This window comes from Kineococcus rhizosphaerae (genome assembly GCF_003002055.1).
Classification (GTDB): domain Bacteria; phylum Actinomycetota; class Actinomycetes; order Actinomycetales; family Kineococcaceae; genus Kineococcus; species Kineococcus rhizosphaerae.
Genome location: NZ_PVZF01000014.1, coordinates 1 through 24,978, shown reverse-complemented (window position 1 = coordinate 24,978; position 24,978 = coordinate 1). Strand labels below are relative to the sequence as shown.

Annotated in this window: 21 protein-coding genes and 5 riboswitches; of the genes, 7 read left to right on the top strand and 14 right to left on the bottom strand. The window is 73.3% G+C overall.

All coding sequences use genetic code 11. The annotated features are described in order from the left end of the window. Positions 1 to 6: 6 nt before the first annotated feature. The 7 genes from CLV37_RS22270 to CLV37_RS22240 all read right to left on the bottom strand — a co-directional run bounded on the left by CLV37_RS22270 (position 7) and on the right by CLV37_RS22240 (position 7,146). Positions 7 to 1,086, bottom strand: coding sequence for a LacI family DNA-binding transcriptional regulator (locus CLV37_RS22270; protein WP_106214629.1), 1,080 nt, complete (start codon positions 1,084 to 1,086; stop codon positions 7 to 9). 62 nt (positions 1,087 to 1,148) lie between these two features. After that, positions 1,149 to 1,439 carry a GNAT family N-acetyltransferase gene (locus CLV37_RS22265; RefSeq protein ID WP_106214627.1) on the bottom strand — a complete coding sequence of 97 codons (291 nt, stop codon included), beginning with the start codon at positions 1,437 to 1,439 and terminating at the stop codon, positions 1,149 to 1,151. Between the two features lie 128 nt (positions 1,440 to 1,567). After that, a complete protein-coding gene (locus CLV37_RS22260; RefSeq protein WP_106214625.1) occupies positions 1,568 to 1,999 on the bottom strand; it encodes a riboflavin kinase in 432 nt (143 codons plus the stop codon). 6 nt (positions 2,000 to 2,005) lie between these two features. After that, positions 2,006 to 3,610: a dipeptide ABC transporter ATP-binding protein gene (locus tag CLV37_RS22255; protein ID WP_106214623.1), complete on the bottom strand. Its 1,605-nt coding sequence runs from the start codon at positions 3,608 to 3,610 to the stop codon at positions 2,006 to 2,008. A 10-nt stretch (positions 3,611 to 3,620) separates the two neighbouring features. After that, positions 3,621 to 4,457, bottom strand: coding sequence for an ABC transporter permease (locus CLV37_RS22250; protein ID WP_342762301.1), 837 nt, complete (start codon positions 4,455 to 4,457; stop codon positions 3,621 to 3,623). A gap of 8 nt (positions 4,458 to 4,465) precedes the next feature. After that, positions 4,466 to 5,443, bottom strand: coding sequence for an ABC transporter permease (locus CLV37_RS22245; protein ID WP_106214619.1), 978 nt, complete (start codon positions 5,441 to 5,443; stop codon positions 4,466 to 4,468). A gap of 11 nt (positions 5,444 to 5,454) precedes the next feature. Beyond that, a complete protein-coding gene (locus CLV37_RS22240) occupies positions 5,455 to 7,146 on the bottom strand; it encodes an ABC transporter substrate-binding protein (protein ID WP_106214617.1) in 1,692 nt (563 codons plus the stop codon). Positions 7,147 to 7,353: 207 nt separating this feature from the next. Beyond that, positions 7,354 to 7,440, bottom strand: a riboswitch (SAM riboswitch). A 153-nt stretch (positions 7,441 to 7,593) separates the two neighbouring features. On the opposite strand from CLV37_RS22240, the gene CLV37_RS22235 reads away from it, so the two are divergent. The 6 genes from CLV37_RS22235 (at position 7,594) to CLV37_RS22210 (ending at position 14,414) form a co-directional block, all read left to right on the top strand. Further along, positions 7,594 to 8,973: an FAD-binding oxidoreductase gene (locus CLV37_RS22235; RefSeq protein ID WP_106214615.1), complete on the top strand. Its 1,380-nt coding sequence runs from the start codon at positions 7,594 to 7,596 to the stop codon at positions 8,971 to 8,973. A gap of 70 nt (positions 8,974 to 9,043) precedes the next feature. Continuing rightward, positions 9,044 to 9,138: riboswitch (SAM riboswitch) on the top strand. Between the two features lie 148 nt (positions 9,139 to 9,286). Then, complete coding sequence (locus CLV37_RS22230; RefSeq protein ID WP_106214613.1) at positions 9,287 to 10,213, top strand: sulfurtransferase; 927 nt, start codon at positions 9,287 to 9,289, stop codon at positions 10,211 to 10,213. Further along, positions 10,210 to 11,430, top strand: a complete 1,221-nt coding sequence (locus tag CLV37_RS22225; protein ID WP_170127439.1) for an aminotransferase-like domain-containing protein — start codon at positions 10,210 to 10,212, stop codon at positions 11,428 to 11,430. The genes CLV37_RS22230 and CLV37_RS22225 overlap by 4 nt, the downstream gene beginning before the upstream one ends. Continuing rightward, positions 11,427 to 11,918, top strand: a complete 492-nt coding sequence (locus CLV37_RS22220; protein WP_106214609.1) for a GNAT family N-acetyltransferase — start codon at positions 11,427 to 11,429, stop codon at positions 11,916 to 11,918. The genes CLV37_RS22225 and CLV37_RS22220 overlap by 4 nt, the downstream gene beginning before the upstream one ends. 82 nt (positions 11,919 to 12,000) lie before the next feature. Continuing rightward, a riboswitch (SAM riboswitch) is annotated at positions 12,001 to 12,096 on the top strand. Between the two features lie 282 nt (positions 12,097 to 12,378). Continuing rightward, positions 12,379 to 13,821 carry a PLP-dependent cysteine synthase family protein gene (locus CLV37_RS22215; RefSeq protein ID WP_425433631.1) on the top strand — a complete coding sequence of 481 codons (1,443 nt, stop codon included), beginning with the start codon at positions 12,379 to 12,381 and terminating at the stop codon, positions 13,819 to 13,821. Then, positions 13,818 to 14,414: a methyltransferase domain-containing protein gene (locus CLV37_RS22210; protein ID WP_170127438.1), complete on the top strand. Its 597-nt coding sequence runs from the start codon at positions 13,818 to 13,820 to the stop codon at positions 14,412 to 14,414. Before CLV37_RS22215 ends, CLV37_RS22210 begins: the two co-directional genes overlap by 4 nt. A 160-nt stretch (positions 14,415 to 14,574) precedes the next feature. Here the strand turns inward: CLV37_RS22210 and CLV37_RS22205 are convergent, their stop codons facing one another. From CLV37_RS22205 to CLV37_RS22190, 4 genes are all read right to left on the bottom strand, one after another. Next, a complete protein-coding gene (locus CLV37_RS22205; protein WP_211298856.1) occupies positions 14,575 to 15,549 on the bottom strand; it encodes an ABC transporter substrate-binding protein in 975 nt (324 codons plus the stop codon). Between the two features lie 89 nt (positions 15,550 to 15,638). Continuing rightward, a complete protein-coding gene (locus CLV37_RS22200; RefSeq protein WP_106214605.1) occupies positions 15,639 to 16,430 on the bottom strand; it encodes an amino acid ABC transporter ATP-binding protein in 792 nt (263 codons plus the stop codon). Further along, positions 16,427 to 17,392, bottom strand: coding sequence for an amino acid ABC transporter permease (locus CLV37_RS22195; protein WP_106214603.1), 966 nt, complete (start codon positions 17,390 to 17,392; stop codon positions 16,427 to 16,429). The genes CLV37_RS22200 and CLV37_RS22195 overlap by 4 nt, the downstream gene beginning before the upstream one ends. Then, entirely contained in the window at positions 17,389 to 19,371 is a 1,983-nt protein-coding gene (locus CLV37_RS22190; protein WP_106214601.1) for an FAD/NAD(P)-binding protein, read from the bottom strand. Before CLV37_RS22190 ends, CLV37_RS22195 begins: the two co-directional genes overlap by 4 nt. A 172-nt stretch (positions 19,372 to 19,543) precedes the next feature. Beyond that, positions 19,544 to 19,638: riboswitch (SAM riboswitch) on the bottom strand. 174 nt (positions 19,639 to 19,812) lie between these two features. On the opposite strand from CLV37_RS22190, the gene CLV37_RS22185 reads away from it, so the two are divergent. Then, positions 19,813 to 20,823, top strand: a complete 1,011-nt coding sequence (locus tag CLV37_RS22185; protein ID WP_106214599.1) for an ATP-grasp domain-containing protein — start codon at positions 19,813 to 19,815, stop codon at positions 20,821 to 20,823. A gap of 106 nt (positions 20,824 to 20,929) precedes the next feature. Here CLV37_RS22185 and CLV37_RS22180 read toward each other — a convergent pair whose 3' ends face one another. From CLV37_RS22180 to CLV37_RS22170, 3 genes are all read right to left on the bottom strand, one after another. Continuing rightward, positions 20,930 to 22,258 (bottom strand): NtaA/DmoA family FMN-dependent monooxygenase, encoded by a 1,329-nt coding sequence (locus CLV37_RS22180; RefSeq protein ID WP_106214597.1) that lies wholly within the window; start codon positions 22,256 to 22,258, stop codon positions 20,930 to 20,932. A 12-nt stretch (positions 22,259 to 22,270) separates the two neighbouring features. After that, positions 22,271 to 23,314 (bottom strand): LLM class flavin-dependent oxidoreductase, encoded by a 1,044-nt coding sequence (locus CLV37_RS22175; protein ID WP_106214595.1) that lies wholly within the window; start codon positions 23,312 to 23,314, stop codon positions 22,271 to 22,273. A 16-nt stretch (positions 23,315 to 23,330) separates the two neighbouring features. After that, positions 23,331 to 24,719 carry an NtaA/DmoA family FMN-dependent monooxygenase gene (locus CLV37_RS22170; RefSeq protein WP_281260552.1) on the bottom strand — a complete coding sequence of 463 codons (1,389 nt, stop codon included), beginning with the start codon at positions 24,717 to 24,719 and terminating at the stop codon, positions 23,331 to 23,333. Further along, positions 24,713 to 24,801, bottom strand: a riboswitch (SAM riboswitch). It overlaps the preceding gene by 7 nt. Between the last annotated feature and the right edge of the window lie 177 nt (positions 24,802 to 24,978).

Genomic DNA, 24,978 nt, shown 5'->3' with positions numbered 1-24,978 from the left:
GGGCCCTCAGCCCGTCGGCCCCGGGGTGCTGGCCCGCAGCAGCACCTCACCCTCGACGTGCTCGTGGCGCGCGTCGCCCCCGTCGGCGGAGTCGACGAGCTCGAACAACCGGCGGCCGATGTCGGCCAGCGGCAACCGGACAGTCGTGAGCGCGGGGTGGATGTCGCGCAGCGTCGGGATGTCGTCGAACCCGGCGACGGCGAGGTCGCCGGGGACGTCGAGCCCGGCGTCGCGGGCGGCCGCGATCGCGCCCACCGCCATGACGTCGTTCACGGCCAGCAGCACCGGACGGGGCCGGTCCGCGGGGCGGGGACCGGTGCGGGCCAGGAACTGCGCGACGCTGTCGTAGGCCCCGTCGCGCGTGAACGGCCCGGTGAGGCGGTGGGCGGGTTCGAGGCCGTGGGCGGCGAGCCCGGCCAGGAAACCGGCCGTGCGTTCCCGGGCCGTCAGCAGGTTCGGGGGTCCTTCGAGGAGCCAGAACTCCCGGTACCCCAGGCCGGCGACCTGCTCGGCGAGACGCCGCGCGCCGCCGCTGTTGTCGACCAGCACGCTGTCCACGCCCAGCACGTCCTGGGTCGAGGCCGCGACCAGACCACCGGCGGCGCGGAACGCGTCGAGCTCGGCGCGCAGCGCGTCGGTGCGCGCGGGGTCCGCCCACCGGGACCCGGCCAGGATGACCGCGCGCACCCGCTGGCGGCGCAGCGCCGTCACGTGCGCCACCTCCCGGTCGGCGTCACCGCCGCTGACCGACACCGTGACGACGGCCCCCGAGCCCTCGGCCGCGCCCATCACGCCCGCGGCCAGCGAGGAGAAGTAGGGGTCGGCGATGTCGTGCACGACCAGGCCGACCACGTCGGAGCGTCCGCGCGCCATCGCCTGCGCCTGCGCGTTGGCGCTGTAGTCCAGGCGGGCCGCCGCGTCGTGCACGCGTTCGCGCAGCGCCTCGCCCACGACCCGGGTGCTGCCGTTGAGCACCCGCGACGCCGTGGCGAGGGAGACCCCCGCCTCCCGGGCGACGTCGTCGAGCGTCACCGGCCCGTCGGGGCGGGACCGGCGGGCGCGTCGACGCGGTTGCTGGGTGACCACGAGGACATGGTGCCCTGTCCCGCACCGCGTCCGCGGGAACCCTGCGCGGCCCGCGGGCGAGGTCAGAGGATGTCGGCGTACTCCTCGCGGTGCCGGCGCAGGTGCAGGCGCACGAACGAGCACGCCGGCAGCACTCTCAGCCCCCGGGCGCGCACGTCGGCCAGAGCGGCGTCCACGACCTTCGTCGCCAGCCCCTGGTTCTCGTGCGCGGGGTCGACCTCGGTGTGCACCATCGCGATCGTCGTGCCCTGCGGGACGTAGTCGGCCAGGGCGACGACCTTCCCGTCGAGGCGGCCTTCCCAGCGGTGGGCCTGCTCGTCGTGGGTCACGACCAGGTCGTCGACGGTGCTCATGCAGCGGTCAACGCGCGCGGCCGTGGCGGCCTTCCCCGCGGGCGGGCGCCGTCCGGGAACCGGCACGTTGCCTCCCCGGTCCCGGTGATCGGGACCGGGGAGGCAACGTGCCGGCCCCGCGAGGCGCGTCAGCGGACCGTCGCGGCGGCCCACTCGCGGGTCGCGGCGACGTCGCGGTGCATCTGCTCCACGAGCTCGTCCGACCCGGAGAACGCCAGCTGCGGGCGCAGGTGCCGGTGCAACGTCACGAGGACCTCGTGGTCGTACAGGTCGAGGGTGACGTCGAGCAGGAACGCCTCGAGCAGCCGGACCCCGTCGGCGTAGTAGGTGGGGCGGCGGCCGACGGAGACGGCCGCGACGTGCACGGGGCCGTCCTGGTCGGGGTCGACCTGGACGGTGCCGGCCCAGACGCCGTCGGCGGGGCCCGTGCCGACGATCGGGAGGTTGGCCGTCGGGAAACCCAGTGCGCGGCCACGGGCGTCGCCGTGCTCGACGACACCGCGCACGAGCACGGTGGGCAGGTCGGTTCGGGGCCGCGGACCGGGAACGCGCAGGGTCACGGGCTGCTACCTCCGGGGTTCGAGAACGGGCTCGGTGGGAAGAGCGGGGCGGGGGATCGCTGCCACGAGCGTCCTGCTGTACTCCTCGCGCGGTGCGGTCAGCACCTGCTCGACGGTCCCCTCCTCGACCACCCGTCCGTGGCGCAGCACGGTGACGGTGTCGGCGAACTGCCGGACGAGGGCGAGGTCGTGGGAGACGAACAGGTACGTCAGCCCGAGCTCGCGCTGCAGCCTCACGAGCACCTCGACGATGTCCGCCTGGACGCTGACGTCGAGCGCCGACGTGGGTTCGTCCAGGACGACGACGTCGGGGCGCAGCACCAGTGACCGGGCGATGGCCACCCGCTGGCGCTGGCCACCGGACAGGGCCGTGGGCCGGCGGCGCCACAGGTGCTCGTCGAGACCGACGGCCCCCAGGGCCTCGGCCACGCGGCGGTCGCGTTCGGCGCGGTCGCCGATCCCGTACCGGTCGAGGGGTTCGCGCACGATCGCGTCCAGCCGCCAGGTCGGGTCCAGCGACGTGAACGGGTTCTGGTAGACGAGCTGCAGGTGCCGCCGGGTGGCGCGCAGCTCGGCGTGCGAGCGGCCCGCCACGACCTCGCCGGCGACGAGGACCTGCCCGGCCTCGGGCTCTTCCAGGCCCAGCAGGACGCGGACCGCCGTCGTCTTGCCGGACCCCGATTCCCCCACGAGCGCGTGGGTGGTCCCGGCGGTCACGGCGAACGACACGTCGTCGAGGGCCCGGGTCCCGGTGGCGAACGTCTTGGTGACGCCGCGCAGTTCGAGCTGGGTGGGCGCCTGGCGCACGGTGGTCCCCCGCCGGTACCGGTCGGGGTTCAGCGCGGGGACGTCGGCCTGCAGGTCCCGGGCGTACTGCGACCGGGGGGCCGTGAACACCTCGGTCGTCGACCCGGCCTCCTCGACGCGGCCGTCGCGCAGCACGACGATCCGCTCGGCGCGCTCGGCGGCGATCGCGAGGTCGTGCGTGATGAGCAGCAGCCCGATGCCGAGGTCGGTGCGCAGGTCCGTCAGCAGGTCCAGCACGCGCCGCTGGATGGTCACGTCGAGGGCGCTGGTGGGTTCGTCGGCGACGAGGAGAGCGGGCCGGGGCAGCACGGTGAGCCCGATGAGGACGCGTTGCAGCATCCCGCCGGACAGCTCGTGGGGGTAGGCGTCGTAGACGCGCTCGGGATCGGGCAGGCCCACGCGCTCGAAGACGTCGAGGACGGCGTGACGACGCGCGCGGCGGTCGCGCTCGCCGGTCAGCGCGGCGGCCTCCTGGGCCTGGGACCCGATGCGGCGCACGGCGTTGAGCGCGGTCGCGGGGTCCTGCGGGACGAAGCCCAGCGTCCGCCCGCGCAGCGGCCGGAACCGGCGTTCGGGGATCCGCAGCACGTCGGTGCCCTGCACCTGGACCGTGCCCGTCGCCCGGGCGGTGTGCCGGGGGAGCAGCCGCAGGACCGAGCGGGCGATGGTGGACTTGCCCGACCCCGACTCCCCGATGAGGGCCAGGCTGCCGCCGGGCGGGATCTCGAAGGAGACGCCCGAGACCACCGGGGTGCGGTGGTAGGCGACCGACAGGTCCTGCACCCGCAACAGGGGTTCGTTCACGACGGGCTCCTCAGTCGGTCCCGCGCAGCCAGCGGCTGATGCGGTTCACGGACAGGACGGTGGCGATGGTCACGGCCGCGGGCGCGTACACGAGCCACGGGGCCGTCGGGTAGTCCTTGCCCGCGGACACGAGCAGGCCCCAGTCGGAGGCCGGCGGCGGGTCGCCGTAGCCGAGGAACGCCAGCCCGGCGATGACCAGGATGGACAACCCGAACTGCAGGACCGCCAGGGCCAGCACGGTGCGAGAGGCGTTCGGCAGCACGTGCCGCAGCAGGACGTGCCCGCGCGACCCGCCCTGCAGGAACGACGCCTCGACGAACACCGACCGGCGGGTCTTGAGCACCTCCGAGCGCATGACGCGGGCGAACACCGCGACGGCCGAGATCCCCGTCGCGACGGCCGCGTTGATCGTCTGGAAACCCAGCGAGCTCACGACGATGACGGCCAGCAGGAAGCTGGGGATGGCCAGCAGGACGTCGACGACGCGGGCCAGCACGACGTCCACCAGACCGCCGAGGAAACCCGCCAGCAGACCCACGAGGCCACCGACGACGACCCCGATGCCGACCGCCACGAGCGCGCTCGTGACCGAGCTCGCCGTCCCGTGCACGACGCGGGAGAACTCGTCGCGGCCCAGGTGGTCGGTGCCGAACCAGTGCGCGGCGCTGGGGCCGAGCAGCTTCTGCGACGTCACCCCGTTCACCGGGTCCTGGTGGGTGAAGAACCCCGGGGCCAGCGACCAGGCGACGACGACCGCCAGGACGACGAACGACAGCACGACGGTCGGGGGGACCCGGAACGCCGAGCGGACGGTGGTGACCGGCGCCTGGGCGCGCGAGGCCGTGATGGTCCCGCTCACGCGACGCTCACCTCCACCGGTCGGGCGGTGGTCGTCCGGGGCGTGCGCACGCGCGGGTCCAGCAGCGGGTACACGAGGTCGGCCAGGAGGTTGACCACCACGAACACCACGGCGGCGAGGGAGACCACGGCCTGCAGGACGGGCAGGTCCTGCGTCGTCACCGACGACTCCACGAGGCTGCCGATGCCGGCGCGGCCGAAGATCGTCTCGGTGATGAGGGCACCGCCGAGCAGCTCACCGACGGTCAGGGCCAGGACCGTGACGACCGGCAGCGAGCTGGGGCGCAGGAGGTGGCGCAGCAGCAGCCGGGTCCGGCCCAGCCCGCGCGAGCGCGCCACCGAGGCGTACTCCTGGCGCGACTCGTGGTCGAGCCCGGCGACGAGCACCTCCGCCAGCTGCGCCGACACCGGGATCCCCAGGGCGAGGGCGGCGAAGGCCGTCGCCCAGGCCGAGTCGGGGTCGATGACGCGGAACAGCCCGAGCTTCAGCGCGAACACGTGGATGAGGACGAGACCGATGACGAAGTTCGGGACCGACAGGAACAGCGACGGCAGCGAGCGGGCCACCCCCTGCCCCGCGCCCCGGGGGAGGAACTGGGTGGCCGCCGCGACGACGGCGGCGAGCACGATCGCGACCGCGAGGGCGCCGCCGGCCAGCGTCAGCGTCGAGGGCAGGACCTCGGCGATCGACTGCGAGACCGGCCGGTTGCTGCGCAGCGACACGCCGAGGTCGCCGACGACGAACCGCGACAGCGCCTCCCACAGCTGGACGACCACGGGCTGGTCGAGCCCGTAGTAGGAGACGATGCGCGCGATCTCGTCCTCGGTGAACCCGTTCTCGGGGTTGCGCAGCGTGTTCGTGACCGGGTCCCCGGGCAGCACGCTGATGACGACGAACGTCGCGACGTACGCCAGCAGGACGACGACGACGGCCTGGCCGACGCGTCGTGCCGCGAAACCCGCGTAACCCCTCATGCGTGCCCTCCTCAGGCCTCGAGGTGGGCGGCGTAGTAGTTCGCGTAGGCGACGCCGTTGTAGGTCACGCCCTTGAGGTCGGAGCGGTTGGCGTAGATGCGCTGCACGATCTGCTCCAGGGGGATGAACAGCCCCTGCTCGAGGACGTACTGCTGCAACTGGTCGACCGACGTCCGGCGGGTGTCCTCGTCGACGGCGCCGGCGACGGCGTCGCGCAGGTGGTTCAGCGTCTGGTCGCTCTCGCCGAGCCCGAACCAGTCCTCGCCCTTGTTGGCGCTGGTCAGGATGCTCGCGACGGTGCCGACGTCGATGAAGCTGCGGGTGACCTCGTAGTTCGACAGCGTCTTGTTCCCGCTGACCCGCTGACCGTAGGTGACGACGTCGAAGGTCTGCAGGTCCACGGTGAACCCGACCTTGCCGAGCTGCTGGGCCACGAGCTCGTCGATGGCCTGCGAGGTGACGAGGTACGGGTTCGGGAACAGGGTGACCGACAGCGGCCGGCCGCCCTTGCTGCGCTTGCCGTCGGCGCCCTTCACCCACCCGGCCTGCTCGAGCAGCGAGTTCGCCGTCGCCGCGTCGTAGGTGAACTCCGCCGAGTGGTCGGTGGCCTCGGGGACGTTGGACTGGATGAAGGACTGCGCCTTCTTCCAGTCGCTGGTGTAGACGGTCGACAGGATCTCGTCGCGGTCGATCGCGTGCTGGAACGCCTGCCGGACCGCGACGTCGTCGAACGGCGCGACCGAGGTGTTCAGGCGGTACCCGTGGGTGAACCCGAGGTAGCGGGGCGTCGCGACCTCGAACCCGGCCTCCTTCAGCCCGTCGAGCTCCTGCGGGGTGGCGTTGAAGACGGCGTCGGCCTGGTTCGACTGCAGGCTCGCGGTTCGCAGCGAGCTCTCCTTGACGATCTTGTAGGTGATCGAGTCGAGCGCCGCCGCGTCGGACTTGCCGAGGGCCTGCGGGCCCCACGCGTAGTCGGCGCGCTTGACGAGGACGACCTCGTCGCCCTCCTTCCAGCTCTTCACCGTGAACGGCCCGGACCCGCTGACCTGCGACAGGTCCGCCTGGCCCTCGGCGGGCAGGGCGATCGTCTTGGGGGAGATCAGGATGGAGCCGTGGTACCCGAGGGTGGGGATGAACCCCAGCGTCGGCGCGCTGAACTCGACGACGACGGTGGAGGCGTCCGCGGCGGAGGCCTGCAGGTACGTCTTGGGGAACAGGCCGATCGGGTTCACACCCTTGTCGGCCTGCCCCTTGGCCCAGTAGTCGAGGTTCGCCACGACGGCGGCGGCGTCCAGGGCCGTGCCGTCGGAGAACGTCACCCCGCTCTTGAGGTGCAGCGTGAACTCGGTGGCGTTCGCGTTCTGCTCCCACTTCTCGGCCAGCCACGGCGTCACCTTCCCCTCGCCGTCGACGTAGACGAGCTTGTCGGTGACGTGACCCCAGACGTTCCCCTGGAAGCTTGAGATCGCGCTGTTGTTCGGGATCCAGGTGTCGCCGAGGGAGTCGATGAGGAAGACGATGTCGCCGCCCTGCTTCGCCCCGGCCGGGGTCGAGCCCGACGAACCCGACGCGCCACCCCCGCAGGCGGAGAGGATCGTGCCCACCGCGCCGGCGCCGAGGACGGCGGAGACCGTGCGACGGGTGGGTCGGAACGCCCCGGGCGTCGAACCCGACGGGAGGGGGTCAGGGGTGCTGCTGGTCATGGGGGTGTGGCTCCTGGCTCAGGCGGGGAGGGGCCGCACGGGAGGAGTGCCCGGTGCGGTTCGGGGGAGTTCCTGGGGAGCGCGGCCCGACGGCCGGGGTGCGGCCGTGGAGCGTTCGCTCAGCGTGGGGTTGAGAGCGCGCTGGACTGCCGGGACAGGTCGACGTGCCGACGAGCCGTGAGGAGCAGCGTGGGTCGCACCGGGATTCCTCCATCGGTCCTGGCGGTAGCACCTTCCCGAAGGAGGTTGCTGCGGCGTCGTCGAGCCAGGTCTCTCAGCCGCTCTGGATGGTGGGACGAGAGTGGCAGAGTTCGGCACGCCCGTCAACGCCGTCCCTCGTGGGCCGCGCGCGACTGTGCGATGGTGGCGCCGTCCGCCCCACCCGTGACGATCCCGGGTTCACCCGCTGGACCCCGCGAACCGCGCACTGCGAACGGAGACCCCGACATGACCACCGAACTGCTGCCCGCCGTCCCCACCGACCTCACCGGTCCGCTGGCCGAGCTGGCCGGTGAGCTCCCCGGCGCGGTGGACCCGGGTTTCGCCGCCCACGAGGTCACCGACCGCTCCCGGGTCGACGCCCCGCAGGGGGTCCTCGCCGTCGTGCGCCCGGCCGACGTCGCCGGGGTCCAGACCGTCCTGCGCTGGGCGAGCCGGCACCGCGTCCCCGTCGTGCCGCGCGGAGCGGGGACCGGGTTGTCCGGTGGTGCGATCGGGGTGGCCGGCGGGATCGTGCTGTCGACCGAGCGGCTGGACCGCGTCCTGGAGATCGCCCCGGCCGACCAGGTCGCACGCGTCGAACCGGGTGTCCTGGGCGCCGACCTCGACGCCGCCCTGGCGCCGTTGGGTCTGCGCTACGCCCCGGACCCGGCCAGCTGGCGGACCTCCAGCATCGGCGGGAACGTCGCGACGAACGCGGGGGGACTGCGCTGCGCCAAGTACGGCGTGACGCGGGAGTCGGTGCTGGCCCTCGACGTGGTCCTGGCCGACGGGTCGCTCATCTCGACCGGTCACCGGTCCATCAAGGGGGTCACCGGACTCGACCTCGTGGGGCTGTTCACCGGGTCCGAGGGCACGCTGGGTGTCGTCGTGGGCATCACCGTCCGGCTGCGGCCGCGGCCGGTGGACGAGCAGACCGTCGCCACCTGGTTCGACTCCGTCGACGCCGCGGCCGAGGGGCTGCTGGCCCTGACCGCGGGAGCCGCGCGACCGGCTGTCATCGAGCTCCTGGACGGCCCCACCCTGGCGGACATCGACGCCCACTCGGGGACGTCGCTGGCGCAGGGGGGTGGGGCGCTGCTGCTCGTGCAGACCGACGGTCACGGTGCGCGGGCGGAGGCCGACGAGGTCGAGGCGGCACTGCGCGGGGCCGGTGGCCGCCCGCGCCGGCTGCACGGCGAGGACGCCGAGTTCCACTGGGAGCTGCGGCGCAGCGGACGCGGTCCGCTGGAGGACAAGCTCGCCGTGGGCGAGGACGTCGCCGTCCCGCTGTCGCGCATCGGGGAGTTCCACCGCGAGATCACCAGGATCGGTGCCGTGCACGGGGTCTCGGTGCGTGCCGTGGCCCACGCGGGGGACGGGAACTTCCACCCGCTGCTGTTCGCCGACGACGTGGCCGGGGGCGCCGAACGCCTGGAGGCGGCGGCCGACGAGGTCGTGGCGACGGCCCTGCGCCTGGGCGGGACGATCAGCGGCGAGCACGGGATCGGCACCGCGAAGCAGCGCTGGCTGGCCGACGAGCTCACCCCGCAGGTGCGGGCGCTGCAGGCGGGCATCAAGGCCGTGTTCGACCCCCTGGGGCTGCTGAACCCCGGCAAGGCCCTGTGAGGCGGTGAGGGGTCCCCGGGGTTCACCGGGGGATTGACAACCCGATCGCGGTCGGGCGACAGTGTCCGGGCAACCATCAAGAGCGGCTGAGAGACCTGGCTCCGCGACGCCGCAGCAACCCCCCGTGCGAACGGGTGCGGGTGCTTCCGCCAGGAACGATGGAGGATCGATGCAGCACCGCACGCCGTGCGTCCCCGCGCGGCACTTCCACGCCTCCAACCGGCGGGTCGTCGACCTGTGCCGTCGGTGCAGCAGCGCCTGTAGCTGACCGTCCCGCTGCCCCTCCCGTACCGACCCCTCCCGGAGTTCCCGCATGTCCACGACCACCTCCGCCACCGCCGGCGTCCAGCCCGACACGAGCGATCCCAAGTTCGCCGCCTACGCCCACCCCGACCGCGTCGTCAGCACCTCCTGGCTGGCCGAGAACCTCGGGCGGGAGGGTCTCGTCGTCGTCGAGAGCGACGAGGACGTCCTGCTGTACGACACCGGTCACATCCCTGGCGCCGTGAAGGTCGACTGGCACACCGAGCTCAACGACCAGGTGACCCGCGACTACGTCGACGGTGTGCGTTTCGCCGAGCTGCTGTCGCGCAAGGGGATCGGTCGCGACGACACGATCGTCGTGTACGGCGACAAGAACAACTGGTGGGCCGCCTACGCGCTGTGGGTCTTCAGCCTGTTCGGGCACGCCGACGTCCGGCTGCTCGACGGTGGCCGAGCGGCCTGGGTGGCCGAGGGGCGCGAGGTCACGACCGACGTCGTCGAGCGCACCCCGACGCAGTACCCCGTCGTCGAGCGCGACGACGCCTCGATCCGGGCCTTCCTGCCGGACGTGCGCGAGCACCTCGGCGGTCAGCTCATCGACGTCCGGTCGCCGGGGGAGTACAGCGGCCAGCTGACGAACATCCCCGACTACCCGCAGGAGGGGACCGTCCGCGGTGGGCACGTCCCCGGGGCGGCGAACGTCCCGTGGGCCCAGGCCGCGGCCGAGGACGGCCGGTTCAAGGACCGCGCCGCGCTGGAGGCCCTCTACACGACCGGTGGCGCGCAGCTCGACCCGACCCGGCCCACGATCGCCTACTGCCGCATCGGCGAACGCTCCAGCCACACGTGGTTCGTCCTGACCCACCTGCTGGGTCTGCCGGAGGTGCGCAACTACGACGGCAGCTGGACCGAGTGGGGCAACGCCGTCCGCGTGCCGATCGCCCTCGGGACCGAGCCGGGCCGGGTGACCCGGTGACGATCCTGCGCGACGACATCGCCTCCCTCGACGCCGGTCCGCACCTGCTGTCCCGCCGTGCGAAGGACGTCCTGCCCGCCGTGGGGTTCGGCCCCCGCCCGACGAGCACCGTCGAGGGGACCATCGGCCTGCACGGCGGCACCCCCGGCGCGCACACCCTGCCGCTGGCGGGCCTGTCGCGGGCGTTCGCGGACGAACTGGCCGACCCGGCCGCGCCCTCGTTGCGCTACTCCGTCCCGCTGGGCCTGCCGGAGCTGCGGGAGTGGATCGCGACCGACGAGGGGACCGTCCCGCACCGCGTCGCGGTCACCAACGGCGCCCTGCACGGGCTCGCGCTCGTCTTCGACGCGCTGCTGGACCCCCAGGACGTCGTGCTGGTCGAGAACCCCACGTACCCCCTCGTCCTCACCCTCCTGCGGCAACGGCGCGTCGACACCCGGCCCGTGGCCACGGGGCCCGACGGCATCGACCTCGACGACCTCGAGACCCAGCTCCGGGCGGGGCTGCGCCCGAAGCTGCTGTACACGATCCCGGACTTCCAGAACCCGACCGGGACCAGTTCCCCGACGGCGTCGCGGCGCCGGCTGGTCGAGCTCGCCGAGCAGTACGGGTTCCTCGTCCTGTCCGACGACCCGTACCGCAAGCTGCGGTTCGACGGGGACCCCGCCGAGGACCTGGACCTCGCCTCCGGGCAGGTGCTGCACGTCAACACGTTCTCCAAGACCCTGGGGCCAGGGCTGCGGCTCGGGTGGATCGCCGGGCCGGAGTGGCTGATCGGGGCCGTCCTCGACGCCCGGCGCGACTCCGATCAGCACACCTCGCTCGTCGTGCAGCGCGGCGTCCACCGGTTCCTCGCCGCTCCCGGTGCCCTCAGTGACGCGTTGCGGCACAGCCGCTCGGTGCTGCGCGAACGGCACGACGCGCTCATCGCCGCGGTGGGTGAGGAACTGGGCGGAGTCCTCGAGGTCCCCGCCGCCGACGGTGGCATCTTCGTCTGGGGTCGGGTCCTGGACCCGGCGATCGACCTGGAGAAGGCGCTCGAGGCCGCCCGGCAGAACGCGGTCGACTTCCCGCTCGGCCGGTACTTCAGCCCCGTCGGACCGCACGAGTTCGGCGACCGCTTCCGGTGGGGCTTCTCCGACCTCACGCCGGAGCAGTTGCGCGAGGCCGTCCACCGCGTGGCGGTCGCCTTCGCGTCCCCGCTCGCGCGCCGGTGACCGTCCAGCCGCTGCCCGTGGTCACCTGGGTGGCCACGGGCTGGGACGACCCCCGGGTCGTCCGGCTGCGCCATCTCATGGACGCCGAGGTCGGACCGCGCTACGCCCGTCCCGACGGTGGTCCGCGGTACCACCCGCCCGGTCCGTCCGCGTCGGAGGTCGCCGTCACGTGGCTGGCGCTGGGCGGGGACGAACCCGCGGCGACGGCGAGCCTGCGCCGGCTCGCCGTCGACGGGGAGCCGGTGCGCTGGGAGGTCAAACGCGTCTTCGTCGACCCCGCCCACCGGCGGCGGGGGCTGGCGGCCGAGGCGTTGCGCCGCGTCGAGCAGTCCGCCCGCGACCTCGGGGTGAGCCGGCTCGTGCTGCAGACGGGGAACCTCCAGCCCGAGGCCGTGGCGTTGTACGAGCGTGCGGGCTGGGAACCCGTCCCCGTGTACCCGCCGTACGACGCGGTCGTCCACAGCCGTTGCTACGGGCGCGACCTGTAGCACCAGGGTTCCCGGCAACCGTTGTGGTGGAACCGGGTTCGGCAATTGACAAACCCCGTGCCGAAGGGCACCGTGGGTGAGGAAACCATCCAGAGCGGCTGAGAGACCTGGCTCGACGACGCCGCAGCAACCCCCCGACGACCTCGGGCGCGGGTGCTCCCGCCAGGACCGATGGAGGTCGTCCAGGTGAGCACCCGTTCTCCCGCCGTTCCGCCCCGTGCCGGCGGTCCTGGCCCCGCACCCCGACCGCCGCGGCCCGAGCCCCTGCGCCGTCGTCGGGTCGTCGACCTGTGCCGCACGGCCGCCTCGCAGTGTCGTCGTCGACGCCCACACCGGCGCTGACCGGCTGCCCGCACGTCACCGGGTGACCCACCCGACCTCCCCGAACTCGTTCCACCACCGAAAGGCCCGCACCGTGAGCACCCTGGAACGGCTGCCGATCCCCGGGACCGCCGACGACCTGCGCCTGGAGACCCCCGGCGGCCCCGTCCACGAATCCGTCCTCGACGCCGTCGGCTCCAGCCCGCTGGTCCGGCTGCGGCGCACCGCGGCCCACCTGAGCGCCGCCGTCTACGTCAAGCTCGAGCAGAACAACCCCGGCGGCAGCGTGAAGGACCGCGCCGCGCTGTGGATGGTCCGTCGTGCCGAAGCCGACGGGTCGTTGCGCCCCGGCGGGACCATCGTCGAGGGGACGTCCGGCAACACCGGCGTGGGGCTGGCCGTCGTCGGTGCCCAGCTCGGCTACTCCGTCGTGGTGGTCGTCCCCGACAAGACCAGCCGGGAGAAGATCGCGGTCCTGCGCGCCTACGGCGCCGAGGTCGTCGTGGTCCCCGGCGGGGTCCCGCGCCACGACCCCCGCCACGTGCACGCGACGGCCGTCCGGCTCGCCGAGGAGATCCCCGGGGGGTGGCTCGCGAACCAGTACGACAACCCGGCGAACCCCGCCGCGCACCGCGAGACGACGGGGCCGGAGATCTGGGCCCAGACGGGTGGGCGGATCACGACCTTCGTCGCGGGGATCGGCACCGGCGGCACGGTCTCGGGCACGGGCGAGCACCTCAAGGCCGTCAGCGGTGGGCGGGTCCGGGTCGTGGGCGTCGACCCGCAGAGTTCCACCTACTCCGGCGGCGACGGCAGCCCGTGGGCCGTGGAGTCCATCGGGCACTACCTGCACCCCGACACCGTCGAGGACGTGTGGCCGGAGTCGTACCACCCCGAGGTGCTGGACGAGATCGTGACGTTCTCCGACCGCGACGCCCTGCTGACCGGCCGTCGGCTGGCCCGGGAGGAGGGGCTGCTCGTCGGCGGGTCGGCCGCGGCCGCCGTCTCGGTGGCCCTGCGCGAGGCCGAGGGTCTCGGACCGCAGGACGTGGTCGTGGTCCTGCTGCCCGACTCCGGTCGTTCGTACCTGTCCAAGAACTTCGACGACGACTGGCTGCGTGGCAGCGGTTTCCTGGAGGAAGGGGTGGAGCACCCGGTCCGGGCCCTGCTCCCCGACGGGGCGCTGGACGCTCCGGGACCGATCGCCCTGCGCGCCGACCTCACCGTGCGCGAGGCGATCGAGCAGGCCCTCGCCGAGGGGGCGCTCGGCCGCACCCCGCTGGCCGTCGTGCTGCCCCGCCAGGGAGCCAGCCGTCCCCACGCGCTCGGCGACGTCCTGGGCGCCACCACCCTCGCCGGGCTGCGCGGCCTGGTCCGCGACCACCCCGAGGTCGCCGGGGTCGCGCTGCGCGAGGTGGCCGACCCGCCGTTGCCGCAGGTCGGCGTCGGCCAGGACGTCGACGAGGCGTGGCAGGCGCTGGGCGCGGCCCCCGCGGCGTGGGTCCTGGTGGACGGCCGGGTCGCCGGCTGGGTCCGTCGTGCCCGCCTCGAGCAGTTCCGCACCCCCGAGGTCCCTGCGTGAGGACGGGCACCCGGTCCCGTCGCGCCCTGGTGGCCGACACGCTGGGTGGTGCGCTCGCGGCCCCGGGGCAGGCGCCGCTGCGCGTGCTGGACGCCGGCGGCGGCGACGGCCGGGACGCCGTCGAGCTGGCCCGCCTCGGACACGACGTCACCGTGCTGGACTCCTCGGGGCGGGCGCTGGCCGCGGCCCAGGAGCGGGCCGCCGAAGCCGGGGTGGCGCACCTGGTCCGCACCGTCGACGCCGACCTCGACGACGTCGCCGCGCTGGCCGCCATCACCCACCACCGGGCCGGCGGGTCGGGGTCGTTCGACCTCGTCCTGTGCCACGACGTCCTGCCCGCGCGGGGGACCCTCGCGCAGGTCGTGGCGGACGTCGCGGCGCTGACGTCGTCCGTGCACGCCGGGGGAGCGATCTCCCTGCTCGCACCCGTCGGTGCGCCCGCCGCCCCGGGGCTGTTGCGGCTCGACCGCGACCTCGTGCGGGGGGCGCTGCTGGCCAGCGGGTGCGACCTGCTGGACGTCGGTGGCGACGTCGTGGACGAGGTGACCGGGGTGTCGCACTGGCACCTGGTGGCGCGCCGGCGCGGGGACTGAACCCGCCCGGAAACCGTCCGGGCACGGGGCCGGGGGATCGTCACGACGATCCCCCGGCCCTTCGTCGTCCCCGTGGGGCTTACCGTAGGGGGCCTCGACGGGAGCGCACGCGCGACGGCCCGCCCACCGCAGGGTGGACGGGCCGTCGCGCACGGGCCGCTCAGTCGGTCTTGGGCAACCCGGGCGGGTTGATCTCGGACGTCTTCACGGCCTCGTCGGCGAGGTTCCAGCGTTCGAGGGTCTTGCCGTAGGCGCCGCTGGAGATGAGGTGGTTCAGCGCGTCGGCGAGGGCCTGGACGAGCCCGTTGTCCTTCTTCGTCGTCGCCGCGATGTCGGCGACGATGGTGCCGCCGCCGGGGACGGTTCCGACGATCTTCGTGTCACCGGAGACCAGCGCGTGGTAGGCGGCGGTCGGGTTCGGCCCGAAGTTCGCGACGATGCGGCCCGACTTCAGCGCCAGGTAGGTGTCGGAGGCCTGCTGGTAGTACTGGATCGTGGCCTCCTTCTCGCCGGCGGCCTTGAGCTGCTCGTTCCAGTTCAGCAGGACCTTCTCCTGGTTGGTGCCCGAACCGACCGAGACGGTCAGCCCCGCGATGTCCTTGGGCTCCTCGATCGAGGTGATCGTGGAGTCCTTCGCGACCTCCCAGGCGAGGGTGTCGACGCGGTAGGACGCGAAGTCGTACTTCTCCTTGCGCTCCTCGGTGACGGTGATGTTCGAGAACCCGACGTCGTACTGGCCGGAGTCCATCGACAGGAACAGGTTCTCCCAGCTGGTGGCCTGGATGTCGGGCTCGAGGCCCAGGACACCGGCCACGAGGAGGGCGATGTCGGGTTCGATCCCGATGACGGTCTTGTCGTCGTCGGCCTTGAAGCTCAGCGGCGGGGCGCCGTTGCCGGTGGTGCCGATGACGAGCGTCCCGCGGTCCTTGATCGCCTGGGGGACCTTGGCGGCGATCTCCGGCACGGCCTCGACGGTGATGCGGCCCTTCTGGGCCGGGCTGGTGTCGACCGCGGTGCCGCCGGAGGCGCTGGAGGTGGACGCGGGAGCGGTCGCCGGGTCGGTCCCGTCGCCGCAGGCGGCCAGGACGAGCGGGGTCGCGGCCAGCGACAGGAGCCAGGTTCGACGGCTGATCAAGGGGTTCTCCTCGGGTTTGCGGACCTGCCTCGTGGCAGGCCGACAGGGCGGTCCGGCGTTCGCGCCGGACCGGGGTGGGGCTGGGTGGTTCAGAGGACCTTCGCGAGGAACGAGCGGGTGCGCTCGTGCCGCGGGTGGTCGAAGACCTCGGTGGGGGTCCCTTCCTCGAGGACGACGCCTTCGTGCATGAACAGCACGCGGTCGGCGACCTCCCGGGCGAAGCCGATCTCGTGGGTGACGACCACCATGGTCGTGCCGGACGCGGCGAGGTCGCGGATGACGTCCAGCACCTCACCGACGAGTTCGGGGTCCAGCGCCGACGTCGGTTCGTCGAACAGGACCAGGGAGGGCTTGAGAGCGAGCGCACGGGCGATGGCCACGCGCTGCTGCTGGCCGCCGGACAGGCGGCGCGGGTACTCGCCGGACTTGTCGGCCAGGCCCACGCGCTCGAGCAGTGCGCGCGCCTCGGCCTCGACCTCGGACCGCTTGCGCCGCTGCGCCGAGACGGGGGCCTCGACGACGTTCTCCAGGACCGTCAGGTGCGGGAACAGGTTGAAGTGCTGGAAGACGAACCCGATGTTCGACCGCTGGCGCAGCACCTCGCGCTCGTGCAGCTCGCGCAGGTGGTTTCCGGCGCGCTTGTAGCCGATGAGCTCACCGTTGACCTCGACGACGCCCGCGTCGACCTTCTCGAGGTGGTTGATGGTGCGCAGCAGCGTGGACTTGCCCGAGCCGGAGGCGCCGAGCACGACGGTGACGGTGCCGGCGGCCACCGACAGGTCGACGCCGCGCAGGACCTCGAGCGCGCCGAAGCGCTTGTGGACGCCCTCGAGCCTGACGACGGTACCGGACGCCGGACGGTTCAGGGTCGGCGTGCTCATCGGGAGACCCCCGGGCGACGGGTGCGGGCGGCCCGCACGGTGCGGACGAGCTTCAGCAGCGGGAGCTCGGTCTGGTTCCGGTCGCTGCCGCGGCCGTAGTAGCGCTCGACGAACCACTGCGCGATGGACAGCACGGTGGTGAGGACGAAGTACCAGATCGCGGCCACGAGGAGCAACGGGATGACCCGGCCGGTGCGGTTGTACACGACCTGCACCTGGTAGAAGAGCTCGGGCAGCGCCATGATGTAGACGACCGACGTGCCCTTGAGCAGACCGATGATCTCGTTGCCGGTGGTGGGGACGATGATCCGCAGGGCCTGCGGGAGCTGGATGCGCCAGAACTGCCGGAACTGGGGGATCCCCAGCGCGGCCGCCGCCTCGCGCTGACCCGGGTCGATCGCCAGGAACCCGGAACGGACGATCTCCGCGAAGTAGGCGGCCTGGTGCAGGCCCAGGCCGAGGAACGCGGCGGTGAGCGGAGCGATGAGGTTCTGGGTCGAGAAGGTCCAGAACTGCGGCCCGAAGGGGACCCCGAACCCGATGTTCTTGTAGAGGATCGCCAGGTTGAACCAGAACAGGAGCTGCAGGATCAGCGGGACCGAGCGGAAGACGCTGATGTAGGCGAAGCTGACACCCTGCAGCAGGGGGTTCTTCGACATCCGCATGAGCGCCAGCACCGTGCCCAGCACGAGACCGATGGCCGTGCCGACGATGGTCAGCTTCACGGTCAGCCACATCGATTCCAGGATCGTGGCGGAGAACAGGAACTCACCGACCGTGGGCCACTCCCACGCGGGGTTCGTCACGAGGGCGTTGACGGCCATCGCCGCGACCACCGCGACGACCGCCGTCGCGACCCACCGCCACGGGTGGCGTGCGGGCAGGACCTTGACAGCCCCCGCGGGTTCCTCGGTCGCCAGCGAGCGGCTGGGGGCGGTGCCGGTGCGAGTCGTCTCGCTCATCGACGGTCTCCTGGGAGTTCGGACAGGGCGGTGGGCACGGAGCGGGGCGTGGGGGGCGCAGAGGTCCCGGCCCGCAGCAGGTCCGCGGCGAGCCGGTCGGCCCGCCGGAAGAGCTCGGCGTTCGTGCCCGGCCGGGCGAACGCCGCGGCGGCGCCCTCGCCCGAGACCCAGGCCCCCGTGGCGAAGCGGCGCGGGTGCGGGGACCCGTCGTCGCGGACCAGCCGGCCCCGGCCGTCCACGACGAGCCGGCCGTTCGACAGCCGGGTCTCACCGTCGAGGACCTGGTGGGCCCGCACGTCGCCGCGTTCGCGCAGCCGCGTCAGCAGCACGTCAGAGGTGCGCTCCAGGTCCGGGACGGGCAACCGCGCCTCGACGAGGCCCTGCGCCCGCACCTCGTGGGGCCCGCTGTCCGAGCTGGCGGTGAACGAGCCCGCCCCGGGGTCGGCGACGACGTTCAGCCCGGCCCCGAGGAACCGCAGCAGTCCGGCGCGGGCCAGGGCGGACAGCTGCCGCAACCGCTGCGGCGGCGGCCCGCTGGCGACGTAGCTGAAGAACCCGTGCCACCAGCCGTCGACGTCCAGGGCCGAGGACCGGGCGTTGAGCCGCCCGGCGGCGTGCAGACCGGCGGTCACGACGTAGGCGGACAGCAGGGCCGCGACGACCGCGGCGTCGGGGGAGTGGCGCGCATCGGCCCGCCGGGTCCGGTCGTCCTCGAGGTGCTGCAGGACGCGCTCGTGGACCTCGTCCCCGGACGTCCCCCACCACCCGTCCAGCGGCCGGTCCAGCTCGGCGGCGTCGAAGCGGTCGGCGGGGTCGGGGACGGAGCGTTCGACGAGGTCGTCGACCTCGGCCGAGCCCCAGGCCGCGCGGGAGAACCGGGCGTCGAACTCGGCCGCGGCCAGCGCGGTGCGTCCGGGGTGGCTGCGGAACAGCTCGCGGTAGTGGGCCCCGGCCAGTTCCTTGACGATCAGCGGCCACAGGTCCGCCCGCAGGTCCAGCGGGGCGTCCCCGTGCAGGTCCGCGACGGTCTGCGCCGAGTAGTGGCGCGGCAGCCCGAGGTCCTTCGGGGTCTCGTAACCGATCTTCGAGCGGTACGGGACGCCGCGTCGCGAGCCGACGTGCAGCCGCGGTTCCCGGCCGCTGGGGTGGTAGTCCAGGGAGCCGTCCGGGCGTTCCGTGAACCGCCCGCCGCGGCCCTCGGTCAGGCGCACCACGAGGTCGACGAAGGCCAGGCCCATGCCGACCACGACGACGTCCGAGCCCGGGCGCAGGACGTCGAGGTCCTGGTCGCCGGTGTAGCCCGGGCGCACGTAGGCCAGGCCGTGGGTGCGGGCGAACGTCGCGATGCGCCGTTCGCGGGGACCGGGCCGGACGTCGAGGTGCCCCTGGACGAGCAGCACCGCGTCGACCGTCAGGGTCTCCTCCTGCCCGGCCAGGTGCAGCACCTGACGGCCGTCGCGGGGGTCGTCGGTCAGGTCCAGGACGGTCCGGGCGTGCCGGTGGACCCGCACCCCCGCGGGCAGCCCGGCCAGCGTGCGGGCCCACGCGTCGGCGAAGTACCCGCTGGCGAGGCGGCGCGAGGTGAAGGACCCGGGTTCGTGGCGCAGCACCTCCTCGCGCAGCAGGTCGTCACCGGCGGCGGCCGCGTCGTGCACGAGGTCGGCGCGGTTCTCGTGGACCCACCCGGCCAGCGACGGGCCGCGCAGCACGGGTTCGGCCAGGCCGGTGACGGACTCGTCGGGCAGGACGCTGATGTCCGCGGCCCGCGAGTTCATCCACAGCAACGGGTCCTGGGCCTGGCGCCACACCCGGCCGGCGCCGGAGTCGTACGGGTCCACCACGTGGACGTCGAGGACGGACCCGTCGTCGGCCGCGGCGTGCTGGGCGCCGAGACGCTGCAGGAGGACGAGGGTCCGCGGACCGGCACCGACGACGCCGAGGGAACGGGACGGTGATGGGGACGGGGGAGTGCGTGACAAGGGGGTGCTCCGGAGGTCCGCGCCGACACCGGCGCAGGGGACGTCCGCGGGCGGGGCCGCGACGGACGGGGGTCAGACCCCCGCACAGACCGCCGAGCTCAGACGACCCAGGTCGACGTGGCGCCGGCGGACCAGCAGGCTCCCGGGTGCGGTGCGGGCACTCATCTCGCGACTCCCATCGGTCCTGGCGGAAGCACCCTCGCCCGACGGGTCGGGGGGTTGCTGCGACGTCGACGAGCCAGGTCTCTCGGTCGCTCTGGATGGACGGTTCGAAACTATCCCACCGGAGCGGGTTTCTCCAAGCGCCGGACCGCCCGCACGGACCGTCCCGGGTGGTGAAGCGCTTCCATGCCGGCTGTCGGGCGGACCCACCGCGGGAGGTGGTTCCCTGGCCGGGGTGGCACCCTGGACCGAGAGCTCCCGAACCCCCGGAGGAACCGCATGACCGTCGTCGAGGACACCCGTCGGTGGAGCTTCGCCGCCGACGCCGAACCCCGCGTGCACGTCGTCCACGAGAACCCGGAGTGGTTCCCGCCCTTCGAGGCGGCCCTGCGCGCCGCCGGCGTCCCGTTCCAGGAGGTGCTGCTCACCGACGGTTCCCTCGACCTGGACGCTGAACCGGCCCCGGGCGTCTACTGGTCGCGCCTGAGCGCGTCCGCGCACACCCGGGGCAACGCCCGCACCAAGGAGTACACGCGCGCCGTGGTCGCCTGGCTGGAGGGGTGGGGGCGGCGTGTCGTGGGTGGGTCCCGTGTGGTGGAGCTCGAAGTGAGCAAGGTTGCGCAGCACGCCCTGCTGCGCCGCAACGGGTTCGACGTCCCCCGCACGCTCGCCGTGTTCGGCCGCGACGACCTGTCGACGCGTGCCCGTGAGCTCGAGGCGCCGTTCATCACCAAGCACAACCAGGGTGGCAAGGGCCTGGGCGTCCGGCGCTTCGACACGCACGACGAGTTCGACGCGTACGTCGCCTCGCCGGACTTCGAGGAACCGGCCGACGGGATCACCCTGCTGCAGGAGTACCTGCGCTCGGCCCAGCCGTTCATCACGCGCGCCGAGTTCGTCGGGGGCCGCTTCGTCTACGCGGTGCGCGTCGACACCTCCGCGGGGAGCTTCGAACTGTGCCCCGCCGACGCCTGCGAGGTCCCGACCTCCGGGCAGACGCTCGAGGCGTGCGTCGTCGACTCGCCGCAAGGGTTGTTCTCGCTGCGCGAGGAGATCACCGCGGACACCCCGCTCGTGAAGCGGTACGAGGACCTGCTGCGCGGGGCCGGCATCGAGATCGCCGGGATCGAGTTCCTGGAGACCGCCGACGGGCGCACGGTGACGTACGACGTCAACACGAACACGAACTACAACCCCGCCGTCGAGGCCGTCGCGCCGCGGTCGGGTCCCGGGGAGATCGCGGCGTACCTCGGCGCGCTCCTGCGCACCGAGACCTCGCACCGCCCCTGACGCCCACCGCCCCCGAATCCCGCCGAAGGCACACCTCGCGCCCTGAACTGCTGGTGATCAGGGCGCGAGGTGTGCCTTCGGCGCGGGGGAGCAGCCGGTAACGCGGTCAGCGGCGGGTGAGGGGCGCCCGCAGGCCGAGGTGCTCGCGCAGGGTGTCCCCGACGTACTCGATCGGGTAGGCGCCGCGGTCTTGCAGCGCCGGGACGAGCTGGTCGACGATGTCGTCCAGCCCGCTCGGGACCAGGTACGGCGTGATGTTGAAACCGTTGCTGGCGCCCGAACGCACCCAGAAGGTGAGTTCGTCGGCCAGCTGCGAGGCGGTCCCCGCGAAACCGCGCTCGGAGGAGTGGTGCAGGACCAGTTCGCGCAGCGAGAACTTGTTCTCCTCGGCGACCGCCCGCCACTGCTGCGCCAGGCTCCGCGCGTTCGCGCCCGCGCGGTGGGCCCCGCGCGTCCCGTCGATGTCCTCGATGACCGGGTCGTGCGCCGGCAGCGGACCGTCGGGGTCGTAGCCGGACAGGTCCTCGCCCCACACCTGGCCCACGAGGGACAGCGCGGTGGCGGGGGTGACCTGCTGCTCGAGGACCCAGCGGGCCTTCTCCTCGACCTCGGCCTCGGTGTCGGCCACGACGATCTGCGTCCCCGGCAGGATGAGCACGTCCCCCTCGGGGCGGCCGGCCGCGACGGTCCGGCGCCGGATGTCGTCGGCGAAGGCGAGCGCGTCGGCGTGGTCGGTGCCGTGCCGGGAGAAGATCACGTCCGCGGTGCGGGTGGCGAAGTCGCGGCCCGCGGGGGAGTCTCCGGCCTGGAACAGGACGGGGTGCTGCTGCGCGCTGCGCGGCACGGTCGGGGTGAACTCGACGTCGAAGAACCGGTCGTCGGAGGCGACCGCGTCGAAACCGTCGCCGTTCCAGCTGTCCCACACGCGCTTGGCCAGGTTCACGAAGCGTTCGGCGCGTTCGTACCGGTCCGCGTGGTCGAGGTACCCACCGCGGCGGAAGTTCGCGCCCGTCCACGCGTTGTCGGTCGTCACGACGTTCCACGCGGCGCGGCCGCCGGACAGCACGTCCAGCGAGGCGAGACGGCGGGCGAGGTCGGCCGGGTCGTTGTACGTCGTGTTCTGGGTGGCGACCAGACCGATCTTCGAGGTGAGCCCCGCGAGCGTCGCCAGCTCGGTCAGGGCGTCGGGACGGCCCACGACGTCGAGGTCGTGGATCTTGCCGCGCTGCTCGCGCAGCCGCAGGCCCTCGCCGAGGAAGAACGCGTCGAACAACCCGCGTTCGGCGGTCTGGGCCAGCTGCGTGAACGTCGAGTGGTGCAGTTGGGAACCGCTGCGGGGGTCCGACCAGATGGTGCTGTGGTTGACGCCCTGGAAGAACACGCCGAAGCGGACGACGGCGTCGGGGTAGCGGAGTTCGGTCGTGTCGTCAGTCATGGGGGAAGGTCCTCAGGCCGTCGCGAACTGGTTGGCGGGTCGGGCCAGGCCCAACGTGGACCGCAGGGTCGCCCCGGCGGTCGGCGGCTGCAGCAGACGGGCGACGCGCAGGGCGGGGAACGTCGTGCGCAGCAGCGTGCGCAGGTCCTCGTCGAGGACCGCGGCGTGCACCCGGACGCCGTCGACGGAACCGGCCAGGTCGCTCAAGTACCGGGCGAAACCTTCACCCGACCCCGACCAGCGGATCCGGCCCCGGTCCGGGGCCGTCGCGTCGGCGTCCAGGGCCGTGAGGCGGTCCGCCGCCGGGTGGGCCTCGGTGTCGAGGGCGACCTCGACGTCGAGCACGACGAGCGGCCCACCCGCGGTGCGGCGGGCCCGCTCGTCCCCGCTGAACACGACGTCGGCCGCGGTGCCCGGGGTCAGGTCCCGTGCGTGGACGGCGACGACGGACTGGCCCTGCGGGGACCGCGGGACGGTCAGCGGGCCCTTCACGGAGAAGGAGTCGGTCTCGACGTCCACGTAGTGCAACCGGTCGCGGTCGACGTAGCGGCCCGTGGCGACGTCGCGGATCACCGCGTCGTCCTCCCAGGAATCCCACAGCGCGCGGACGGTGCGGACCACGTCGGCCAGCTCGCCGGCGGGGTCGGCCTCGACGGGCAGGTTCACGCTGCGCGCGGCCGCGGCGGGCGAGGTCGTCGCGATCCACCCCGCCCGGCCCCGGCTGGAGTGGTCCAGGGAGGCGATCTGCGCGGCCACGTGGAACGGCTCGGAGTACGTCGTCGCGGCGACGGGGAGCAGCCCGATCGCGTCGGTCGTCCCGGCCAGGAAGGCCGCGCGCTGCACCGCGTCGAGGTGACCGACGGGGTTGCGCGGGTTCGGCTCCGTGGAGTCCTCGAACGTCAGCCCGGTCAGGCCCTGCGCCTGCGCGGTGACGGCGAACTCCTTCAGGCGGGCCGGGGAGAACACCTGGTCCGGGGTGGTGCGGGAACGGCGCCAGGCGGCGGGGTGCCAGCCTCCGCCGTCGACCTCCAGGAACACGTGGAACGGGGTGGGCATGTCGGGGCTCCTGGCGTCAGGGGGTGGGGACGGCGGCACGGCGGAACCGGGCGCCGGTGTGGTCGTCGGGCAGCAGCGGGCCGCTGCCGCCGAGGCGTTCGCGCAGCGTCTGGCCCGGGACGTACCCGTCGGGCCGGCGGCCGCGCTCGCGCAACCTCGGGCCGACGAGTTCGGCGAAGTCCTGCAGGGTCCCGTAGCTGTGCTGCTGGGTGAGGTTGATGCCGTCGATGCCGACGTCGTCGAGCCAGTGCTCGATCTGGGCGACGACGGCGTCGGGGGTGCCGACGGCCGCGAACGTGCGTTCCCGGCGGGCGAGGGCGGCGGTGAAGTCACCCACGCTGCGCTGCCACGGCAGGTGCGCCGCGCCGGGGTGGTCCAGCCGGCCCTCGAGCGCCAGCGCGTCGCCCACCGTGCGGTCGGCGGGGTGAGCCAGCGGGTCGAAGGGCAGCGAGGCGTGCGCGAGCCTGCCCTCGAGGCTGTCGTACCGCGCGTGCGCGGCGAGCTTGGCGACGACGTCGGACTCGGTGTGGCCCGTGACGACCGTGGCCTGCACGACGAACTTCACGCTCAGCGGGTCACGGCCGTTGCGTTCGGCCGCGGCGCGGACCGCGGCGATCGTGCGCTTGACGGTGGCGTGGTCCGGGCCGCCGGTGAAGACCAGTTCGGCGTGCCGGCCGGCGAACTCGATCCCGTCGGCCGAGGCCGTCGCCTGGATGACCAGCGGCGTGCGCTGCCGGGAGGGGGAGGACAGGTGCGGGCCGGCGACCCGGTAGCAGGTGCCCTCGTGGTCGATCGGCCGCACCCGGTCCGGTTCGACGACGACGCCCCGCTCGCGGTCGGCGACCACGGCGTCGGCGTCCCAGGAACCCTCCCAGAGCTTGTAGACGACCTCCATGAACTCGTCCGCGATCCGGTACCGCTCGGCGTGCTCGATCTGCCCGGACAGACCGAAGTTGCGCGCCGCGTTCGGCAGGTAGCTCGTCACCACGTTCCAGCCGACGCGCCCCTTCGTGAGGTGGTCCAGCGTGCTCATCCGGCGCGCGAAGGGGAACGGTGGTTCGTAGCTGGTGGAGGAGGTCACCCCGAACCCGAGGTGCTCGGTCACCGCGGCCATCGCGGGCACCACGAGCATCGGGTCGTTGCTGGGGATCTGCAGACCCTCGCGCAGCGCCGTCTGCGGGCCGTCGCGGTACACGTCGTACGCCCCGAGGACGTCGGCGAGGAACACGGCGTCGAACTGCGCCTCCTCGGCGAGCCGGGCCAGCGTCGTCCAGTAGCCGATGTCGTTGAACTCGTGGCGGTGGTTGCCGGGCAACCGCCACAGCCCGTGAGTGATGTGGCTCACGCAGTTCATCTCGAACAGGTTGAGCAACAACGGCTTGGGGCCGGGCAACGCGTCCTCCATCGTCCTTGGCGGAAGCACCGACCCTCGAGGGGGGTTGCTGCGGCGTCGTCGAGCCAAGTCTCTCGGCCGCTCTGGATGGTCCGGCCAGTCAACGTCACGGTCGGCTCCCGTGTCAACTACGCTCGCCCTCACTCCCCACGTGAGCGAGGACCTCATGCCTGCTGAGTGACTGTTTTAGATGTGCGGTGAGGGCTGCGCCGGCCTGGTCAACCGGCGCAGCATCATCCGCGTGTAGGCAATCTCAACCATGGCGACCGCC